Genomic DNA, 16315 nt, shown 5'->3' with positions numbered 1-16315 from the left:
TCATTTCTAATTTTTAATAAAATTTTTCCCAATCATTATGGTATTTATTTCTAAATGGAATATGGTACATTGGAGATAACTAGCATAAGTGAATCATGTTTTGAAAGAGGCGATTTGGATGAAAATCATCATTGCACCTGATTCTTTTAAGGAAAGCTTATCAGCTCTGGAGGCAGCCGAAGCGATCGAAAGAGGCTTCAAATCGGTCTTTCCGGGTGCTGATTACAGAAAATTGCCGGTGGCGGATGGCGGCGAGGGAACCGTTCAATCTCTGGTCGATGCGACCAATGGAAGGATCATAGAGCAAGTTGTCACGGGGCCGCTGGGGGAACCGGTGAGAGCTTTCTTTGGCATGATGGGAGATGGGAGAACAGCTGTGATTGAAATGGCTGCTGCTTCAGGGCTGCATCTGGTGCCTGTAGATAAGCGAAATCCGCTCATCACTACAACAAGGGGAACGGGAGAATTAATCGGAGCAGCTCTTGATGCGGGAGCGGAGCGATTGATCATCGGAATCGGCGGAAGCGCCACGAACGACGGGGGAGCCGGGATGATTCAGGCATTGGGCGTAAGGCTTCTTGATAACTCAGGCAGCGAGATTGGCCCAGGGGGCGGCGCGTTATCTCAGCTTGCATCAATAGATGTCAGCGGGCTTGATTCCAGATTGCGGAATGTCAAACTGGAAGTTGCCTGTGATGTGGACAATCCGTTAACAGGACCAAAGGGTGCTACGGCTGTTTTCGGGCCGCAAAAAGGCGCGACGGCCGACATGCTGGATGTACTAGACAAGAACGTAAGCCATTTCGCTGATATGGCAGAAAAAGAGCTCGGATCAACCTTCCGAGATACAGAGGGCGCCGGTGCAGCGGGCGGTCTTGGATGGAGCCTGCTGACTTATCTTCAGGCTGACCTGAAAAGAGGCATTGATATTGTCCTTAATGCTGTTGATTTTGAAAGTATCGTTCAGGATGCAGATCTTGTGATTACCGGCGAGGGACGGATCGACAGCCAAACGGTTCATGGAAAAACGCCGATCGGGGTGGCCAAGGCGGCTAAATCATACGATGTGCCCGTTATCGGCATTGCGGGATCAATTTCCCGAGACAGTAATGCCGTCTATCAACACGGAATCGATGCGCTTTTCAGCATCGTCCCCGGAGCCGTGCCGCTAGAAGACGCGTTTGAACATGCCGCGGAATATATGGAAAGAACGGCGCGGGACATTGCAGCGTCTATCAAATTGGCGAAAACGATGTTTCTGATATAGCCGATGCACATGCCAATGCATAGCCATCCTTCTTTTTGGGTAGAGACAGTTAACACACAATGAGGAATTCATCCCAGAAGGAGGACACAGATATGACTGTACAAGAAATCAAAGGCAAAAAACTAGTAAAAGGCATTGCGCCAAATGTGGAGCCGGAAGCTCTGTTAAATGATAAACGAAAAGTATTTTTGTTTGGTTCCCCTAGTTACACAAACATTGGAGACCAAGCGATTGCGTATGCGGAAGAGAAATTTATCAAAAATCATTTTCCGTATTATGAATACATTGAGATTATGGATTATGCGACGGATGAGGGCATTGAACTGGTGAAGGAGATCATTCGTGAAGACGATATTGTCTGCTTTACAGGCGGAGGGAACTTAGGAAACCTTTATCTCGATATTGAGGAAGACAGAAGAAAGGTCTTTTCGGCGTTTAAAGACTACAAATCAATTTCTCTGCCACAATCCGTTTATTTTGAGGATACAGAGAAAGGGCAGAAGGAAAAGAAAAAAACACAGGATGCGTACCATCAAAATACAAACTTAACGATTGCTGCGCGTGAGACGCAAACACTGGATGTTGTGAAAGAGACCTTCAACTCCAATGTGATCTTTACACCGGACATGGTGCTTTCCTTGGATATTGTGCCGCGAGAGCTCGATCGGGACGGCGTTCTCTTTATTTTAAGAGCGGATAAGGAGAAAGTGACTGACGAAGATTTTATTTCACAGATGAAGAAATGGGCAGAAAAAACAACTTACACAGAGCGTACCGATACGGTGCTGGATACGGTAGACACCATCGACTACGCCGATCGTGAAAAGCATTTTATGGAGATGCTAGACCGCATCGGCTCCAGTAAATTGGTGATTACTGACCGCCTTCACGCGATGATTTTCTCGATTATCACCAAAACACCTTGCCTTGTCTTTGGAAACAGCTATGGCAAAGCCAAACATTCATACCGGGATTGGCTTGAAAGCTTAAACTTCATTGAGTATACGGATAAGAATGATGTTGAGGAGCTGGAGCGCATGATTGACCGCCTGCTTCAAGCAGAACCGAATGACGTTGATTTATCTAAGGACTTTCAGCCGCTGATTGATTTTTTTGCTTCTTAAACGAAAAAGACTGCCCTCCCCCGGGGCAGTCTTTCTTTGTTAAATATGAAACAGCCAGACGACGAGCGGGCCGAAGAATGAGCCGAGCACCGCACAAAGCGTCATGGAGACGGAACTCATGGATACGGCCAATTCCCCATATTCCAATGCTTTGGAGGTGCCCAGTGCATGGGAGGCGCTGCCTAATGCAATGCCTTGTCCAAGGGAACTGCGTATGCGAAGCCATTTTAGGAAAAGCGGCCCGAGGATGACGCCTGAAAAGCCCGCAATCATGACAAATACGACTGTCATGGAAGGGACGCCGCCAAGACCGGCGGCGATCTGAATAGCGACAGGTGTTGTGATCGACTTTGGCAGAATGGATAATAAGAGATCATGATCAATCCCGAATGCTTCTGCGAAGATCAGCCCGCTGATCATTCCCATGCATAATCCGACCAGGACGCCGCCTAAAATGGGAACACAATGTTTGACAATGATATGCCATTGTTTATAAAGCGGATAGGCCAGTGCCACAACAGCCGGCCCAAGCAAAGAATTAATCCATTTCCCCCCGATCATATAGCCTTCATAGGAAACATGAAACATCATCAAAACCGCTACAATCAAAATGGTCGTTGTCAGAACGGGGATCAGAAATGGAAGCGGGAATCGCTTATAGAGTTTGACCATCGCTAAATAAGCGGCAACTGTTAATAGAATTATAATGATCGCGATACATGCTTGCTGCATTTCTCTTTCTCCTCCCGTTTTTTTGCTTTTTTCTCTAATAGCTGGCTGGTGAATCCAGCCGCAATGATCGTGACGATGGTGCTCAGAACGACTGTAATCAGCAGCATCAGACCATTGAATGAAATGAGAGACGGATAGTTTATCACTCCTGTCATTGCCGGGATGAACAACAATGGAAGGAAGGATAATAAAAACCCTGCTCCGTCTTCAATGATGGAGACGGGAACAATACGGAGGCCCAAGCAGATCAGAAGCAATACCAACCCAACGATGCTTCCTGACACGGGTAAATGAAACAGATGCTGAATGGCTTCCCCGATCATAAAAAACACATATAATATCAACACTTGCAAGATAATTCGTATGACTTTCACATCAAGTGCTGCTCTCCAATTAGAACAGCTTCCTCCTTTCTGGTGCTTGCTTCTAGGATGGTTCTGAGGAATCGCTTTACTTTCTTTTTATATGCTTGTACTATACAAGTATAATAATTGATTAAGTCATATAACGACTTGTATTTATTCAGTTAATATACATTTGTATTATACAAGTATATATGGTGTTGTCAATGCCGGAGATTGGAATAGGGAGCGAGAGCGATTGCAAAATCAAAATCCAGTTGAATTAATTGAATATGAGCTGACGACTTTTATCAGGAGAGCTGTTTATCTGGATCAATCAGAGAAAAGAACAGGGAATTTGGAGAGATCTTCGTACTTATTGCTGAGACAATTGGATGAGTTTGGGCCTGCTCGTGTTAAGGAATTGTCAGAATCGTTTAAGCTTGATATTTCTACTCTTTCAAGACAAGCAGCTGCATTAGAGGCAAAGGAGCTCATCTATCGTTTCTCAGACCCGTCTGATGGGAGAGTCAGCCTGTTTACCATTACAAAACTCGGCAAACAACTATTAAAAGCCGATCAGCAAAAGCGCCTTGAACGTTATGAACAGATGCTGAAAGAATGGTCAACACAGGAAAAAGAGATGTTCGGCGAGCTGCTGCAGCGTATGAACAAGGCTTTTATCGATTAACAGCTGAAAAACCCATGGTTCGCTGGAACAGCATGGGTTTTTTTATCATGGTCAGAGATTATCTGCATCGTTTGGCGGCAGCCCAAGCCACTAGTCCGGCAACAACAGCCGCAGATACAATGGGGCGCTTCGTCGCTTTCGTGTAGTAGCTTCTTGACCTCATCCATCCTTTATTTGTTCCTCTGTCATGCATACCGCAGCCCGCATCATAAAGAGCACTTTCTTCTCGCGGTTTGGACGGTTTTTCGGCATGCTGGCTGTGATACATGATTTTTTCCATCAGTCTGTCGGTCAGACGAGGGAAAAGCGTGCCCAGCATGGCGATGGCTTTGGCCTGTGACCCGATGTACATGTCGCGCTTAGGGTGTTCGGCGGCAAACAGGATAGCTTCGGCGACTGCTTCCGGCGGATAGATCATGGAGCGGTAATGAGCCGGCTGTTTGTCGAGGTAGCTGTGCGCATGCTCGTTATAAGGTGTGTCAATTCTGCCCGGGTGGATGAGCGTTACCGAGACGGGCGCCTGTTCCTTTTCGAGCTCCATTCGGATGCTTTCCGTCCAGCCGTGAAGCGCAAATTTGGCAGATGCATATGTGGATTGAATGACCGTTCCCCTGTCTCCGAACAGGCTTCCTACATTAATGAGTGCGCCCGGCACACCTCTGCCGGTGTAGTGTTTGACAGCCGCTCTTGTTCCGTAAACAGGTCCCCAGAAATTTGTGTCGAACATGCGCTTCATGTCTTCGACGGTGACGTCCATGGCATGTCCGAAAGTCGAGACGGCCGCATTGTTGACCCATGTGTCAAAGCGGCCGAATGTGCTGATCGCGGTTTCTGCGATGCGGTTGACGTCCTCTTCTTTTCCGACATCCGCCTTTACCCATATGGCGTCGTGCCCTTTTTCCTTAAGTTCATCAGTGAGCTCCTTCAGCGCGTCTTCATTTCGCGCTGCTGCCACGACCTTGGCGCCTTTTTCAGCTGCCATACGTGCCGTGACAAGTCCGATTCCGCTTGAAGCGCCGGTAATGACGATCACCTGATCCTTAAGCTTTTTCAGTTTGAGCTTTGTTTTCATGCCGGGGTTTTGTTGTTCAAGCTGCTCTGTATTCGTGACTGAATGATCGTTTGTCATTGAGAGATCCCTCCTAGACGCTGTTTTTCTACATTTACCCCATCCGGGAGGGTCTTACCCCTTTTGACATTCACAGGGTTCTTTTTTATATTATATAAGTCGCTCTACCATACCTAGGAGGGAATGTTTTAATGACTAGCAGAGGAGATTCACGTGAAAAAATCCTTCACACGGCGTCACGTCTGTTCCAGCTGCAAGGATATCACGCGACAGGTTTGAACCAGATTGTAAAAGAAAGCGGTGCTCCTAAGGGATCGCTTTATCACTTTTTTCCGAAGGGCAAAGAAGAACTAGCAATTGAAGCGGTTACATATACAGGTAAGATCGTTGAACATGTGATACAGAAAAGCATGGATGAATCCTCTGATCCTGTTGAAGCGATTCAGCTTTTTATCAAAAAAACAGCCAGCCAATTTGACAACACAGAAAGCATAAAAGGTATTCCAGTCGGTTTGCTGGCGAGTGAGACAGCGTTAATCAGTGAACCGCTGCGGACGGTTTGCATGAAGGTGTTTAAAAGCTGGGAAGCGGTTTTTGCCAGAAAATTAATGGAAAACGGATTTGCAGAAGAAGAAGCAAATCAGCTTGGAACGCTGATTAATTCGATGATTGAGGGCGGCATCATGCTTTCGTTAACGAATAAAGACAAAACGCCTCTTCTTCTCATTGCCGAACAAATACCAGTGCTGGTGAGAAAAAAAGGGTAGCATTTTGTTATCCTTTCTCCTACAATTATATAGAACGGTCTAGACAAATAAATAATAATATATAGACTGGTCTAAATTGGAGGAAGCGATAATATGAAAACATTATGTACACATTCATTGCCTAAAGAAAAAATGCCTTATTTGCTCCGGAGCGGAGAAGGCGAGCGCTATCTGTTCGGCAGACAGGTTGCCGCGGTGATGGCGAATGGCAGGAGCACAGGTGATTTGTTTGAGATCGTGCTTCTTTCCGGGGGAAAAGGAGATGCCTTTCCGCTTCACGTCCACAAGGACACACATGAAGGAATTCTCGTTTTGGACGGGAAACTGGAACTGACACTTGATGGAGAACACTATTTATTAATATCAGGTGATTATGCCAACATTCCGGCGGGAACACCGCACAGCTACCGGATGCAGAGCCACAGAACAAGACTGGTGTCCTACACGATGAGAGGAAACGTAGCACACATGTATTCCGTTATTGGGAATCCATATGATCACGCTGAACATCCGCCGTACGCAAGCGAAGAAGTCTCAAACGAGCGATTTGCAGAAGCAGCCGCTGTAGCGGACATTGTATTTCTAGATGAAGGAAAGCCTGCATGTTCGGCCAAATTAGCGGAACTTACAGAGCTGCCAGATGGAGCCGTTCCATACGTTCTTGAATCTGGAGAAGGAGATCGCCTGTTGACTGGAGATCAGCTTCACCGCATTGTGGCTGCACAAAAAAATACAGATGGCCAGTTTATCGTCGTATCCTCTGAAGGCCCTAAAGGTGACCGAATCGTTGATCACTACCATGAACATCATACAGAAACATTTTATTGCCTTGAAGGCCAGATGACGATGTGGGCAGATGGCCAGGAAATTCAGCTGAATCCGGGAGATTTCCTGCATGTCCCTGCAAATACCGTTCACTCCTATCGCCTTGATTCTTACTATACAAAGATGGTGGGCGTATTGGTTCCTGGTTTATTTGAACCGTTTTTCCGGACGCTAGGCGACCCGTATGAAGGCCACATCTTCCCATGTGAGCCTAAGGCTTTGCGCTTTGATCGCGTTTTGCAGAATATCGAAGCATTAGATTTAAAGGTGATGAAACCATAAAGATGACAAGATTGTAAGGTTTTCATGCCGGCCTGACACCTAAATCGATGTTTCCGCGCTTCATTTTTTCATACCCTTAAGGTACAGAAAAAAGGAGCGTGATGGCTATGTCTTCATTACAGCCGACTTTAACAAATGAGCGGATCGGTGTGCTTGATGTGCTGAGAGGAATGGCGATTTTCGGCATCTTATTTGTCAATCTGGCACATTTCAGTTATCCGGATATGTATTTGTCTATGCTTGGAAAAGAGAATTTTTTCATGGATAAGTGGTCTGAAGCTGATTTTGCCGCCGCAGACATACTGAGATTCTTCATTCAAACAAAATGTATTTTATTGTTTTCCTTTTTATTTGGATTTGGCATGGTTGTCATGATGGAGAGAGCAGAAAACAAAGGGAAACGGTTTGTTCCGTTATATGTGAGAAGGTTAATGGCGCTTCTCTTGTTTGGAACGATTCATGCCTTTTTGATATGGGACGGGGATATTTTAACAGAATATGCCCTGCTCGGTTTTGTCCTGCTCTTGTTTCGAAAAGCAAAGCCGAAAACACTGCTGATATGGGCGGTCTCTTTGTATCTTCTGTTTTCCATTCCGTTCATGTTGACAAGTTTTGATCAATCAAACGGACAGGAATGGGTACAAGCGGTAACACAGCAGGCAAAACAAGCGATTCATGTTTATGGAAGCGGCAGCCTGAGGGACATTGCAGAACAACGGGTCCATGACCGTCTTGTTTACATGTCTTCGAATGGCATGCTTACGTATAATCCTCTCAACTTCTTCTTTGCATCCATTCCTTATTTCAGCATGTTTTTGCTGGGGACTGCGGCGGCAAAGTCACGGTATTTGCACGAACCGGAAAAGCATCGGAAAGGATTAAAACGATTATGGATAGCCGGGCTTGTCATCGGCATCGGCGCCCAGGTGCTGTACAGTGTAACGGAAAAGGAACTATTTCTGCTGATTGGCGCGCCTTTCCTCATGTTTTTCTATGTTACAACGGTTGTCTATCTTTATCATAAAACAAGAGTGAGAACAGTGCTGCAATCATTCGCCGCTGTTGGGAGGATGGCATTTACCAATTATCTGATGCAGTCTATTGTATGTACTTGGATTTTTTATCATTACGGCTTGGGCCTGTATGGAAAAGTGTACCCTGCTGTCGGTGTGCTCATTACAATTGCTGTTTGTGCCGTTCAAATGGTCTTCAGCCACCTTTGGCTTCGTGTCTTTCGGATGGGGCCGTTTGAGTGGCTGTGGAGAAGCGCTACGTATCTGTCGTGGCAGCCTATTGTAAAGAAAACAAAAGTCTAGACGCCTATTGGCGTCTAGACTTTTTTCTATTATTTATACACGACACGTGTTTTGCAAATGATGTCATGCAGGCCTTTTTTCTCTCCAAAGGCGATCATGATAAACCCAATATAAAAGATGATTCCAGATAAGATATAGGCAAAGTAACGGCCAATTGCCTGTCCGACAGAAACCCGTTTACCTTGTTCATTGACCACTTTCAGGCCAAGAATTTTTTTGCCAAGTGTGCCTTGCATTTTAGAAGCTGTGAGCAGTCCGTAATATAACACACTGATGACGATCATGATCAGCATAGTAGGCAAAAATGCAATCGTCATGTATTTCACTAAATACTCTTCTTCCGTCATGTAAGGGTTTGTTGCCACAGCCCCAGCTACAAACACAGAATTGATCACAAATAGAATAATATAACTAGGAACAGATACAATAATGCCATCAATAAAATAAGCTAAAAAACGAATCCAAAATCCTGCTGGTTTTTCCATGTATTTTTCTCTCTCCTCTGAATTAATCTGGAATAGTATACTTTGAAAAAGAAGTACATGCAATATGATATGGTGATAAAATCCTGATATTACAGAAAAATGAGTCTTTTATCCTTTGTTTTTTACTATATAAATATACTAGAAAGAAGCAGAGCATTTGTGTATGTATTCTGGAATTTTTTAAAAATATAATGAATATAACATTCAACTTACTTATAATGAAAAGGTTAATATTTCTATCTAAGGAGGAGTTTGATGTCTAGAAAAAACAGCGTGGCGATCATGACAGCCATTTCTGCGTTTCTTTTTTGCGCTGTGATCGTGGCGGCTTCACTTTCGCCGCTGGCCGGAACGGGAGCGGCGGCCAATCAGTTTAATTCAGCAGGCATGTGGTCAGCTATCGGTATGATCCTTGTATTGTATTTCATTCCATTTCTCGTTTATATGCTCGGAGTCGATGCAATGAGGTATGTCATGGCGGTGCTTTGCGGCTTCGGGCTTTTGATTCATTTGTCTTCGGCCGGTTTTATCTTGATGTTTAGTTTCTTTAGTGACCATCTGCTTTCTGAGGTGATCTTTGTTTTCGGAATTAGTCTCGCTGCGGCTGCTGTCAACGTCATTTGGTTTGTGGCTGCATTTCGGCCGGGTGCTGAAAAAACGTCTGCGCATACTCTTACATAGTTTTCTAGTTTGTGATGTTTTGTGAAGTAGAATTATAAAATGGGTTAATATGTTATGATGGTCAAGTCATTTCGTATGAAAGCGCCGATGGCTTTTGGGGAATAGTAAAACAGGCTGGCGAGGTTAACTCGGCAGCCTGTTTTTTTGATCAATCAAGATATTTATTTTTATAAACAACCTTTGTCCCGCAAATATAATCGTGTAATGCCAGTTTAGAGGGGAAAGCTGCCATAATGTAACCGATATACAAAATTCCTGATGGTATGTAAGCGAAAAAACGGCCAAAGCTTTGCCAAAATGAAATTCGCTCGCCATATTGATTGACAACGATGATACCCATGAGTTTTTTGCCTAGTGTTGCTTGCATTTTTAAAGAAGTCAGCAAGCTATAATAAAGAATGCCGAAGATATATATGATGGCGATAACAGGGATCGTCCCGAATATCAGGATATAAAATTTATATTGACCTTCTGTCATAGAGGAGCTTCCTGCATCAATGAGAGGCAGGACAATTAAGGTGTTAATTTGGATCATAATAAAAGCAAAAAAATAGATAATTAAATCATCAATAATAGAGGCAACTGCCCGAATCCAAAATCCAGCTGGTTTTTCCATGTATAATATTCTCTCCTTTGAAGTTTTCTGGGATATTATACGTTAGGGGGCTGTAGGGTTTCAATGAGATAGACTAGAGGAATTTTGTCTCGTAATAAAAACAGTATTTTATTACTATTTATTTCTTTGTTTTTCCTTTTTGATTTTAGGTTAATAGAATGATAAAAAGAGAACCCGCAAGATGATGCAGATTCTCTTCACTATGATTATTTAGAGGCTTGAATAAATACACCTTTCTCATGAGAAAACTCTTTAAATCCATATACCCCATGATAGGACCCGATTCCGCTTGTGTTGACACCGCCGAATGGCAGGTTGACGTCACTGAAATGGACGACGACATCATTGATGGCGGCATTTCCTGATGTCGTGTGCTGAAGGACGTTGTCAATCAGGTCTCGGTTTTTGCTGAACACGTAAAGTGCAAGCGGTTTATCGCGGTCATTTACGTAATCGATGACCTCGTCGATGTCTTCATAGTTCATCATTGGCAAGATCGGAGCGAAGATTTCCTCCTGCATGATTTTCATGTCAGGCGTGACGTTTTTCAAAACGGTTGGCGAGATCGTGCGGTCGCTGGCATCAAATACGCCGCCGAACACCACTTCCGCCCCTTTTTTGATGGCGTCGTCGAACAGATCTTTGACACGGTTGAAGTTGCGGTCATTGACGATCTGCGTAAATTTGCTGCGGTCTGGGGTATGATCATCCTCCATAAATCCAGCGTTGACGACTGTTTGTAAAATCCCCGCGAACCTGTCCTGAACGTCTTTTTTAATGAACAGGTAATCAGGTGCGATGCAGGTTTGGCCGGCGTTTACGAATTTCCCGACGGCGATCTTTTTCGCTGCGTCCATCAGATCGTATTCACTGTCGATAATCGTCGGGCTCTTGCCGCCAAGCTCAAGTGTGACAGATGCCAAGTGTTTGGCCGCCGCTGTCATGACGATTTTCCCGACATTTGTGCTTCCAGTGAAGAAAATATGGTCGAACGGCTGATCAAGAAGCTCGGTTGCCACCTCAACCTCTCCTTCAAAAATCGCGACTTCTTTTTCATCAAACGCGTCTCTGATCACTTTAGCGGCAATGTTGCTCGTGTTCATCGTGAAATCGGACAGCTTCACAATCGCGCTGTTTCCGGCTGCGAGAGAAGCGGCAAGCGGCGCCATCGTCAGCATAAACGGATAGTTCCACGGGCCGAGGATGAGTGTGACGCCTTTAGGCTCGTACATAAGAATTCCGTTTGCGTCAGGGCTTAACGATGAACCGACTTCTTTAGGCGCCATCCATTGTTCCAGGTTATTCATATTATCTCTGATCGCTTTTTTTGTTCCTTCGATTTCCGCTTTTTTGACTTCGTGATATGGTTTGCGGACGTCTTTGCGGATCGCTTCGATGATTTCTTCTTCATGGGCGATGACGGAATCTAAAAAGCGTTGAAGCTTTTCTCTCCGCTGTTCCGCTGTTGAAGCGCGCAAGGCTTTTTGCTGTTTTTTCTGAAGCTGAAAGACACGCTGGATGTCGTCCTTTACTTGCTGTTCCATTGTAAAATCCCCCTCATTTGCTTTCTTCTTTTCTCGGACCTATTATAAGGTGGTACCTTTTCTGTAAGAAAGACAACGATGAACCATCTATACGTTACCGTACATATATCGAAGATCTGTCTAATGATTGGAGGTGTCTTTTGTGCCGGAATCTGCTGAAGCTCAAGTGAAAGAGGCGCTGCTGGCTTTATTGAAAGAAAGAGATATTCAACACATCACAATGAAAGAAATCGCTGAGAAGGCCAAAGTGAGCCGCGGATCGCTCTACCTTTACTATGAGGATAAGTTTGCAATCATTGAGGATGTGATCGAAGACATGAAGGAAGGGCTGGGCAAAGCGCTTTTTGACGCCTTCAGTCATATGGATACCCTTCATTTGAACAAAAAACGGCAAACGGTGCATCCGACGCTGTCCTTTGTTCATGAGCATCGATCCTTTTTTTCAGTGATGATGAACAGAGGGCATTTTCACCGTTTTTTTAAGGATGTGTTTCAGCAGGATGTGCTGCTCGCTCCAATTCATGTGAATTTGACGCCGATTGAACGGGACATTTACGGACATTACCGGGCCTTGTACACGTACGCAATTATCCTGTATTGGCTGAATGAGGATGCGGCCGCGACTCCGGAAGCTATCAGCCAAAAGGTATGGGAGCTTGTTTCTCAAAAGAGATTTTATTGGCTGTTTGGACAAGCTGTGCCAGGAGAGCGAGAGAAGGACAAGCAAATCGACAGGCGTGTGGTTCGAACGAGAGAAGCGCTCCAGAAGGCATTTCTGGACGTGCTGGCGGAGAAAAAAGACTACGCAGCCATGACAATTTCGGATATTACCCGGAAAAGCAATATCCGCCGCGCAACTTTTTATGATCACTATGCCAATAAAGAGGAATTGCTCCAAACCATGATACAGCGATCATGTGCGGAGATCATTGATCACCTGACGATTGCCTTCAGCCCGAATGAATTTTCCTTAAAGGAAGCGGAGAAGGCGCTCGCCAGTCTGCTTTCTGCTTTGACAAACATGCCCATTGTCCATTTTCTGAACCAGGAATGGGGTGTTCCTCATGTGATACCTGATATGTTCAAAGCGCTGGAATCGTTTTATCTGCATCATCAAACTGATATTCACGCAGAGAAAAAGCTTTATGCCCATTATGTATCCGCAATGATTATCGGGTTGCTTTTGTATCGGCTGGATGAAGGAAAGGCGCATCCGCCTGAAGTGCTGGCGAGGGAATTTTTGCAGTTTTTGGATGTGAAAAAGTATAAGGTTGTATTGCTTTGAAAGACAAAAAGAGAGGGACATCCCCTCTCTTATTTCGTTTCTTTCTTCCATTTCTCATCAATCAGCATTTTCCCTGGCCATGTGTATGCCATGATGCCACCGTCTGCGGTGATGTCCTCTCCTGTGACGTATGAGCTGTCGTCTGACGCGAGGAACAGGGCCACTGTCGCCATTTCCTTCGGCTGGCCAAGGCGGCCGAGCGGCGTGACCCATTTGTTGGCTTCGCGGAATTTCTCGCCCATTTCCTGTTCTTTGGTGCCTGCTAATTTGTCAATCAGCGGGGTTTCGATCGTACCCGGTGAAATGGAATTGACGCGGATGCCGTTCCGTGCGTAGTCGATCGCCATCGCTTTTGTCAGGTTGGTGATGCCGCCTTTTGCTGCGTTGTAGCCGGAGCGGTCAAGGTCCGCGGCACGGCCTGACATGGAGGAGGTATTGATGATGGAGCCTCCTTTTTCGAGCATGAGCGGAATCAGATATTTGCTGCAAAGGAACGTGCCGCGCAGGTCGACGGCGATAATGCGGTCAAACAGGTCAACCGGATATTCGTGCACCTTTCCGCCTTCCTGATCAACGCCGGCATTATTAAACAGAATATCAATCGTTCCGCATGCATCCTTGATTTGATCAGCAAATGCTTTCACACTGTTTTCATCTGACACATCGAGGTGAAAGGATTCGGCCTGTCCTCCGTTTTTTCTGATTGCGTCAACTGTTTCTTCCATTTGATCTTTATTGATATCTCCGATGATCACACGCGCGCCTTCATTGGCAAAAACCTCTGCCGTCGCTTGCCCAATGCCTGTCGCGGCGCCTGTGATCACTGCTGTTTTGTTTTCAAGTCTTCCCATGATACGAGACCTCCTTTTTCTATTTGTCTTCCCTCTATGTGCAGTGATAAACATGCGAGAAAAGAAAGGCCAGCATATGTTAAGATGAATTAGAAATTGTTGGGAGGTTTGTATGTTTGAAGGTACAGCATAAGAAGGAGCTCAAGTTTTATTGCATCGTGACCATTCCATCTGCATTTGTTGTGCTGACTGTCATCTCTTTTTTATTGCAAGAGATTACGTTTCCGGTGACTGCAAGCGCATTTCTGAATGCTTCATGGCATAATCTTTTGTTTTTGATACCGTTCGGTTTGTTTTTCTACCCGGTGCATATATGGATGAAGCGGGAGTTTGGCCGCTGGAATGACACAGAAAAAAAGAGAGGATGATGAAGCCTCTCTTTTTTATGAGAATGAGTGAGAAAAAGAGTGAAAACAAATCCAACTAATGTTAAATTTACATATATATGCATCTATCAATCTAATTGACAATTGTCATCTTATGTGATAAATAGATGCTGAAAAGGGTTTACATAATGGTAAAGGAGCGATCAAGAGTGGCGAAAAAAGAGTTTAAAGCAGAGTCTAAACGCTTGCTGGATATGATGATTAACTCCATTTATACCCAAAAAGAAATTTTCCTGCGCGAGTTAATCTCCAATTCGAGTGATGCGATTGACAAAATCTATTACAAAGCGCTTACGGACGATGCGCTTACGTTTGATAAAGACAGTTACTACATAAAGGTCGCAGCTGACAAAGATGCGAGAACATTAACCATCTCTGATACGGGGATCGGAATGACAAAGGATGAGCTTGAACAGCATCTTGGAACAATTGCAAAAAGCGGTTCCCTCGCGTTTAAAAAGGAAAACGAGCTGAAAGACGGACATGACATTATCGGGCAGTTCGGTGTCGGTTTTTACGCGGCATTTATGGTTGCCGATGTTGTGACAGTTATCAGTAAAGCGCTTGGCAGCGAAGAAGCTTATAAATGGGAGTCTGCGGGTGCAGACGGCTATACGATTGAACCGTGTGAAAAGGATTCTGTCGGTACAGACATTATCCTGAAAATCAAAGAGAACACAGAAGATGATAGCTATGACGAGTTTTTAGAGGAATATCGTTTAAAAGCGATCATCAAGAAGTACTCCGACTTCATTCGCTACCCGATCAAAATGGATACAACCATTAATAAGCCGAAGGAAGGCAGCGAAAATGAATTTGAAGAGGTGCAGGAAGAGCAGACGGTCAACAGCATGGTGCCGATCTGGAGAAAAAACAAAAGCGAGCTGACAGATGAGGATTATGAAAAATTCTATGCTGAAAAGCATTACGGGTTTGATAAACCGCTGACACACGTTCATATCAGTGTGGATGGAGCCGTTCGCTACAATGCGATTCTATTCGTCCCTGAAAACATGCCGTTCGACTACTATTCCAAGGAATATGAGAAAGGCTTGGAGCTGTATTCCAATGGCGTGCTGATCATGAATAAGTGCGCAGATCTGCTTCCGGACCACTTCAGCTTTGTGAAGGGCATGGTCGATTCTGAGGATCTGTCGCTGAATATTTCCAGAGAAATGCTGCAGCATGACCGCCAGCTGAAGCTGATCGCGAAAAACATCAGCAAGAAAATCAAAAGCGAGCTGCAAAGCCTGTTGAAAAAAGACCGCGAGAAATACGAGACGTTCTACAAGTCGTTCGGCAGACAGCTGAAATTCGGCGTGTACAATGATTTTGGCGCGAATAAGGATCAATTGAAGGATCTCCTATTATTCTACTCTTCAAAAGAGAAAAAACTGGTCAGCTTAGACGAGTATGTTTCCAGAATGCCAGAGGAGCAGAAATTCATTTATTACGCGACCGGTGATTCTTACGACCGCATTGAGAAACTGCCGCAAACGGAAATGGTGGCGGACAAAGGCTATGAAATCCTCTACTTTACTGAGGACATCGATGAGTTTGCAATTAAAATGCTGGCTTCTTATCAGGAAAAAGAATTCAAGTCCGTATCAAGCGGAGACCTTGGCATAGACACGGATGAGGATCAAAAGCAGTCCGAGGAAGAGGAAAGCAAGTATAAGGATCTGTTTGAGGAAATGAAAAACATTCTGTCAGACAAAGTGAAAAACGTCAGAATCTCAAAACGGCTTAAATCACATCCAGTCTGCCTTGCTGCTGACGGCGAAGTGACAATTGAGATGGAAAAAATCTTAAACGCGATGCCTGACAGCCAAAATGTGAAGGCGGAAAAAGTGCTGGAAATCAACCCAAATCACGAAGTATTCCAAACGCTGCAGGACGCGTTTGCACAGGATAAAGAAAAGCTGAGCCTATACACAAACCTTCTGTACAATCAGGCGCTTCTCATCGAAGGCCTGCCGATTCAGGACCCTGTGGAATTTACCAACAATATTTGCAAGGTCATGGTGTAAACAGAAAAAGGAATCGTCCCATA

17 protein-coding genes are annotated in these 16315 nt (G+C 44.8%); 10 read left to right on the top strand and 7 right to left on the bottom strand.

Going from position 1 to position 16315, the window contains the following annotated elements; genetic code table 11:
* The first annotated feature begins 118 nt into the window (after positions 1 to 118).
* Both NYE53_RS20275 and NYE53_RS20270 read left to right on the top strand, forming a co-directional pair.
* Entirely contained in the window at positions 119 to 1267 is a 1149-nt protein-coding gene (locus NYE53_RS20275; RefSeq protein WP_339246536.1) for a glycerate kinase, read from the top strand.
* Positions 1268 to 1359: 92 nt separating this feature from the next.
* A complete protein-coding gene (locus NYE53_RS20270) occupies positions 1360 to 2391 on the top strand; it encodes a polysaccharide pyruvyl transferase family protein (RefSeq protein WP_339246533.1) in 1032 nt (343 codons plus the stop codon).
* 39 nt (positions 2392 to 2430) lie between these two features.
* Here NYE53_RS20270 and NYE53_RS20265 read toward each other — a convergent pair whose 3' ends face one another.
* Positions 2431 to 3123 carry an LrgB family protein gene (locus tag NYE53_RS20265; protein ID WP_014478506.1) on the bottom strand — a complete coding sequence of 231 codons (693 nt, stop codon included), beginning with the start codon at positions 3121 to 3123 and terminating at the stop codon, positions 2431 to 2433.
* Positions 3093 to 3497 (bottom strand): CidA/LrgA family holin-like protein, encoded by a 405-nt coding sequence (locus NYE53_RS20260; RefSeq protein WP_339246530.1) that lies wholly within the window; start codon positions 3495 to 3497, stop codon positions 3093 to 3095. Before NYE53_RS20260 ends, NYE53_RS20265 begins: the two co-directional genes overlap by 31 nt.
* Positions 3498 to 3723: 226 nt before the next feature.
* Between NYE53_RS20260 and NYE53_RS20255 the strand changes: the two genes are divergently transcribed.
* Positions 3724 to 4155, top strand: a complete 432-nt coding sequence (locus tag NYE53_RS20255) for a MarR family transcriptional regulator (RefSeq protein WP_339246527.1) — start codon at positions 3724 to 3726, stop codon at positions 4153 to 4155.
* 58 nt (positions 4156 to 4213) lie between these two features.
* Here NYE53_RS20255 and NYE53_RS20250 read toward each other — a convergent pair whose 3' ends face one another.
* On the bottom strand, positions 4214 to 5284 hold the full coding sequence (locus tag NYE53_RS20250; protein ID WP_339246524.1) for an SDR family oxidoreductase: 1071 nt from the start codon (positions 5282 to 5284) through the stop codon (positions 4214 to 4216).
* 131 nt (positions 5285 to 5415) lie between these two features.
* On the opposite strand from NYE53_RS20250, the gene yxaF reads away from it, so the two are divergent.
* The 3 genes from yxaF (at position 5416) to NYE53_RS20235 (ending at position 8414) form a co-directional block, all read left to right on the top strand.
* The gene (gene yxaF / locus NYE53_RS20245; RefSeq protein ID WP_014478503.1) at positions 5416 to 5991 is read left to right on the top strand and encodes a transcriptional regulator YxaF; all 576 of its coding nucleotides are present in this window, start codon (positions 5416 to 5418) and stop codon (positions 5989 to 5991) included.
* A 93-nt stretch (positions 5992 to 6084) separates the two neighbouring features.
* Complete coding sequence (gene qdoI, locus NYE53_RS20240) at positions 6085 to 7098, top strand: quercetin 2,3-dioxygenase (protein ID WP_339246520.1); 1014 nt, start codon at positions 6085 to 6087, stop codon at positions 7096 to 7098.
* A 107-nt stretch (positions 7099 to 7205) separates the two neighbouring features.
* Positions 7206 to 8414, top strand: a complete 1209-nt coding sequence (locus NYE53_RS20235; protein WP_339246517.1) for a DUF418 domain-containing protein — start codon at positions 7206 to 7208, stop codon at positions 8412 to 8414.
* Between the two features lie 29 nt (positions 8415 to 8443).
* Here the strand turns inward: NYE53_RS20235 and NYE53_RS20230 are convergent, their stop codons facing one another.
* Positions 8444 to 8899, bottom strand: a complete 456-nt coding sequence (locus NYE53_RS20230) for an RDD family protein (RefSeq protein ID WP_123374096.1) — start codon at positions 8897 to 8899, stop codon at positions 8444 to 8446.
* Between the two features lie 255 nt (positions 8900 to 9154).
* On the opposite strand from NYE53_RS20230, the gene NYE53_RS20225 reads away from it, so the two are divergent.
* On the top strand, positions 9155 to 9580 hold the full coding sequence (locus NYE53_RS20225; protein ID WP_339246514.1) for a DUF5391 family protein: 426 nt from the start codon (positions 9155 to 9157) through the stop codon (positions 9578 to 9580).
* Positions 9581 to 9728: 148 nt separating this feature from the next.
* Here the strand turns inward: NYE53_RS20225 and NYE53_RS20220 are convergent, their stop codons facing one another.
* Both NYE53_RS20220 and NYE53_RS20215 read right to left on the bottom strand, forming a co-directional pair.
* Positions 9729 to 10196 carry an RDD family protein gene (locus tag NYE53_RS20220; protein ID WP_339246511.1) on the bottom strand — a complete coding sequence of 156 codons (468 nt, stop codon included), beginning with the start codon at positions 10194 to 10196 and terminating at the stop codon, positions 9729 to 9731.
* Positions 10197 to 10402: 206 nt separating this feature from the next.
* Entirely contained in the window at positions 10403 to 11740 is a 1338-nt protein-coding gene (locus tag NYE53_RS20215; protein ID WP_339246508.1) for an aldehyde dehydrogenase family protein, read from the bottom strand.
* Between the two features lie 142 nt (positions 11741 to 11882).
* On the opposite strand from NYE53_RS20215, the gene NYE53_RS20210 reads away from it, so the two are divergent.
* Complete coding sequence (locus NYE53_RS20210) at positions 11883 to 13025, top strand: TetR/AcrR family transcriptional regulator (RefSeq protein WP_339246505.1); 1143 nt, start codon at positions 11883 to 11885, stop codon at positions 13023 to 13025.
* Between the two features lie 29 nt (positions 13026 to 13054).
* On the opposite strand, the gene NYE53_RS20205 is transcribed toward NYE53_RS20210, so the two are convergent.
* On the bottom strand, positions 13055 to 13876 hold the full coding sequence (locus tag NYE53_RS20205) for an SDR family oxidoreductase (protein WP_064671723.1): 822 nt from the start codon (positions 13874 to 13876) through the stop codon (positions 13055 to 13057).
* 116 nt (positions 13877 to 13992) lie between these two features.
* Between NYE53_RS20205 and NYE53_RS20200 the strand changes: the two genes are divergently transcribed.
* Together NYE53_RS20200 and htpG are read left to right on the top strand one after the other, a co-directional pair.
* Positions 13993 to 14244 (top strand): hypothetical protein, encoded by a 252-nt coding sequence (locus NYE53_RS20200; protein WP_003244458.1) that lies wholly within the window; start codon positions 13993 to 13995, stop codon positions 14242 to 14244.
* Between the two features lie 167 nt (positions 14245 to 14411).
* On the top strand, positions 14412 to 16292 hold the full coding sequence (htpG, locus tag NYE53_RS20195; protein ID WP_339246502.1) for a molecular chaperone HtpG: 1881 nt from the start codon (positions 14412 to 14414) through the stop codon (positions 16290 to 16292).
* Positions 16293 to 16315 lie beyond the last annotated feature (23 nt).

It is taken from the genome of Bacillus sp. FSL R5-0523 (assembly GCF_037975295.1).
GTDB classification, from domain to species: domain Bacteria; phylum Bacillota; class Bacilli; order Bacillales; family Bacillaceae; genus Bacillus; species Bacillus subtilis.
This window is presented reverse-complemented; position numbering and strand designations above follow the sequence as displayed.

Coding starts and splice junctions, on each gene's coding strand:
- NYE53_RS20275 (WP_339246536.1), top strand. CDS start 119: ATGAAAATCATCATTGCACCTGATTCTTTTAAGGAAAGCTTATCAGCT.
- NYE53_RS20270 (WP_339246533.1), top strand. CDS start 1,360: ATGACTGTACAAGAAATCAAAGGCAAAAAACTAGTAAAAGGCATTGCG.
- NYE53_RS20265 (WP_014478506.1), bottom strand. CDS start 3,123: ATGCAGCAAGCATGTATCGCGATCATTATAATTCTATTAACAGTTGCC.
- NYE53_RS20250 (WP_339246524.1), bottom strand. CDS start 5,284: ATGACAAACGATCATTCAGTCACGAATACAGAGCAGCTTGAACAACAA.
- yxaF (WP_014478503.1), top strand. CDS start 5,416: ATGACTAGCAGAGGAGATTCACGTGAAAAAATCCTTCACACGGCGTCA.
- qdoI (WP_339246520.1), top strand. CDS start 6,085: ATGAAAACATTATGTACACATTCATTGCCTAAAGAAAAAATGCCTTAT.
- NYE53_RS20235 (WP_339246517.1), top strand. CDS start 7,206: ATGTCTTCATTACAGCCGACTTTAACAAATGAGCGGATCGGTGTGCTT.
- NYE53_RS20230 (WP_123374096.1), bottom strand. CDS start 8,899: ATGGAAAAACCAGCAGGATTTTGGATTCGTTTTTTAGCTTATTTTATT.
- NYE53_RS20225 (WP_339246514.1), top strand. CDS start 9,155: ATGTCTAGAAAAAACAGCGTGGCGATCATGACAGCCATTTCTGCGTTT.
- NYE53_RS20220 (WP_339246511.1), bottom strand. CDS start 10,196: ATGGAAAAACCAGCTGGATTTTGGATTCGGGCAGTTGCCTCTATTATT.
- NYE53_RS20215 (WP_339246508.1), bottom strand. CDS start 11,740: ATGGAACAGCAAGTAAAGGACGACATCCAGCGTGTCTTTCAGCTTCAG.
- NYE53_RS20205 (WP_064671723.1), bottom strand. CDS start 13,876: ATGGGAAGACTTGAAAACAAAACAGCAGTGATCACAGGCGCCGCGACA.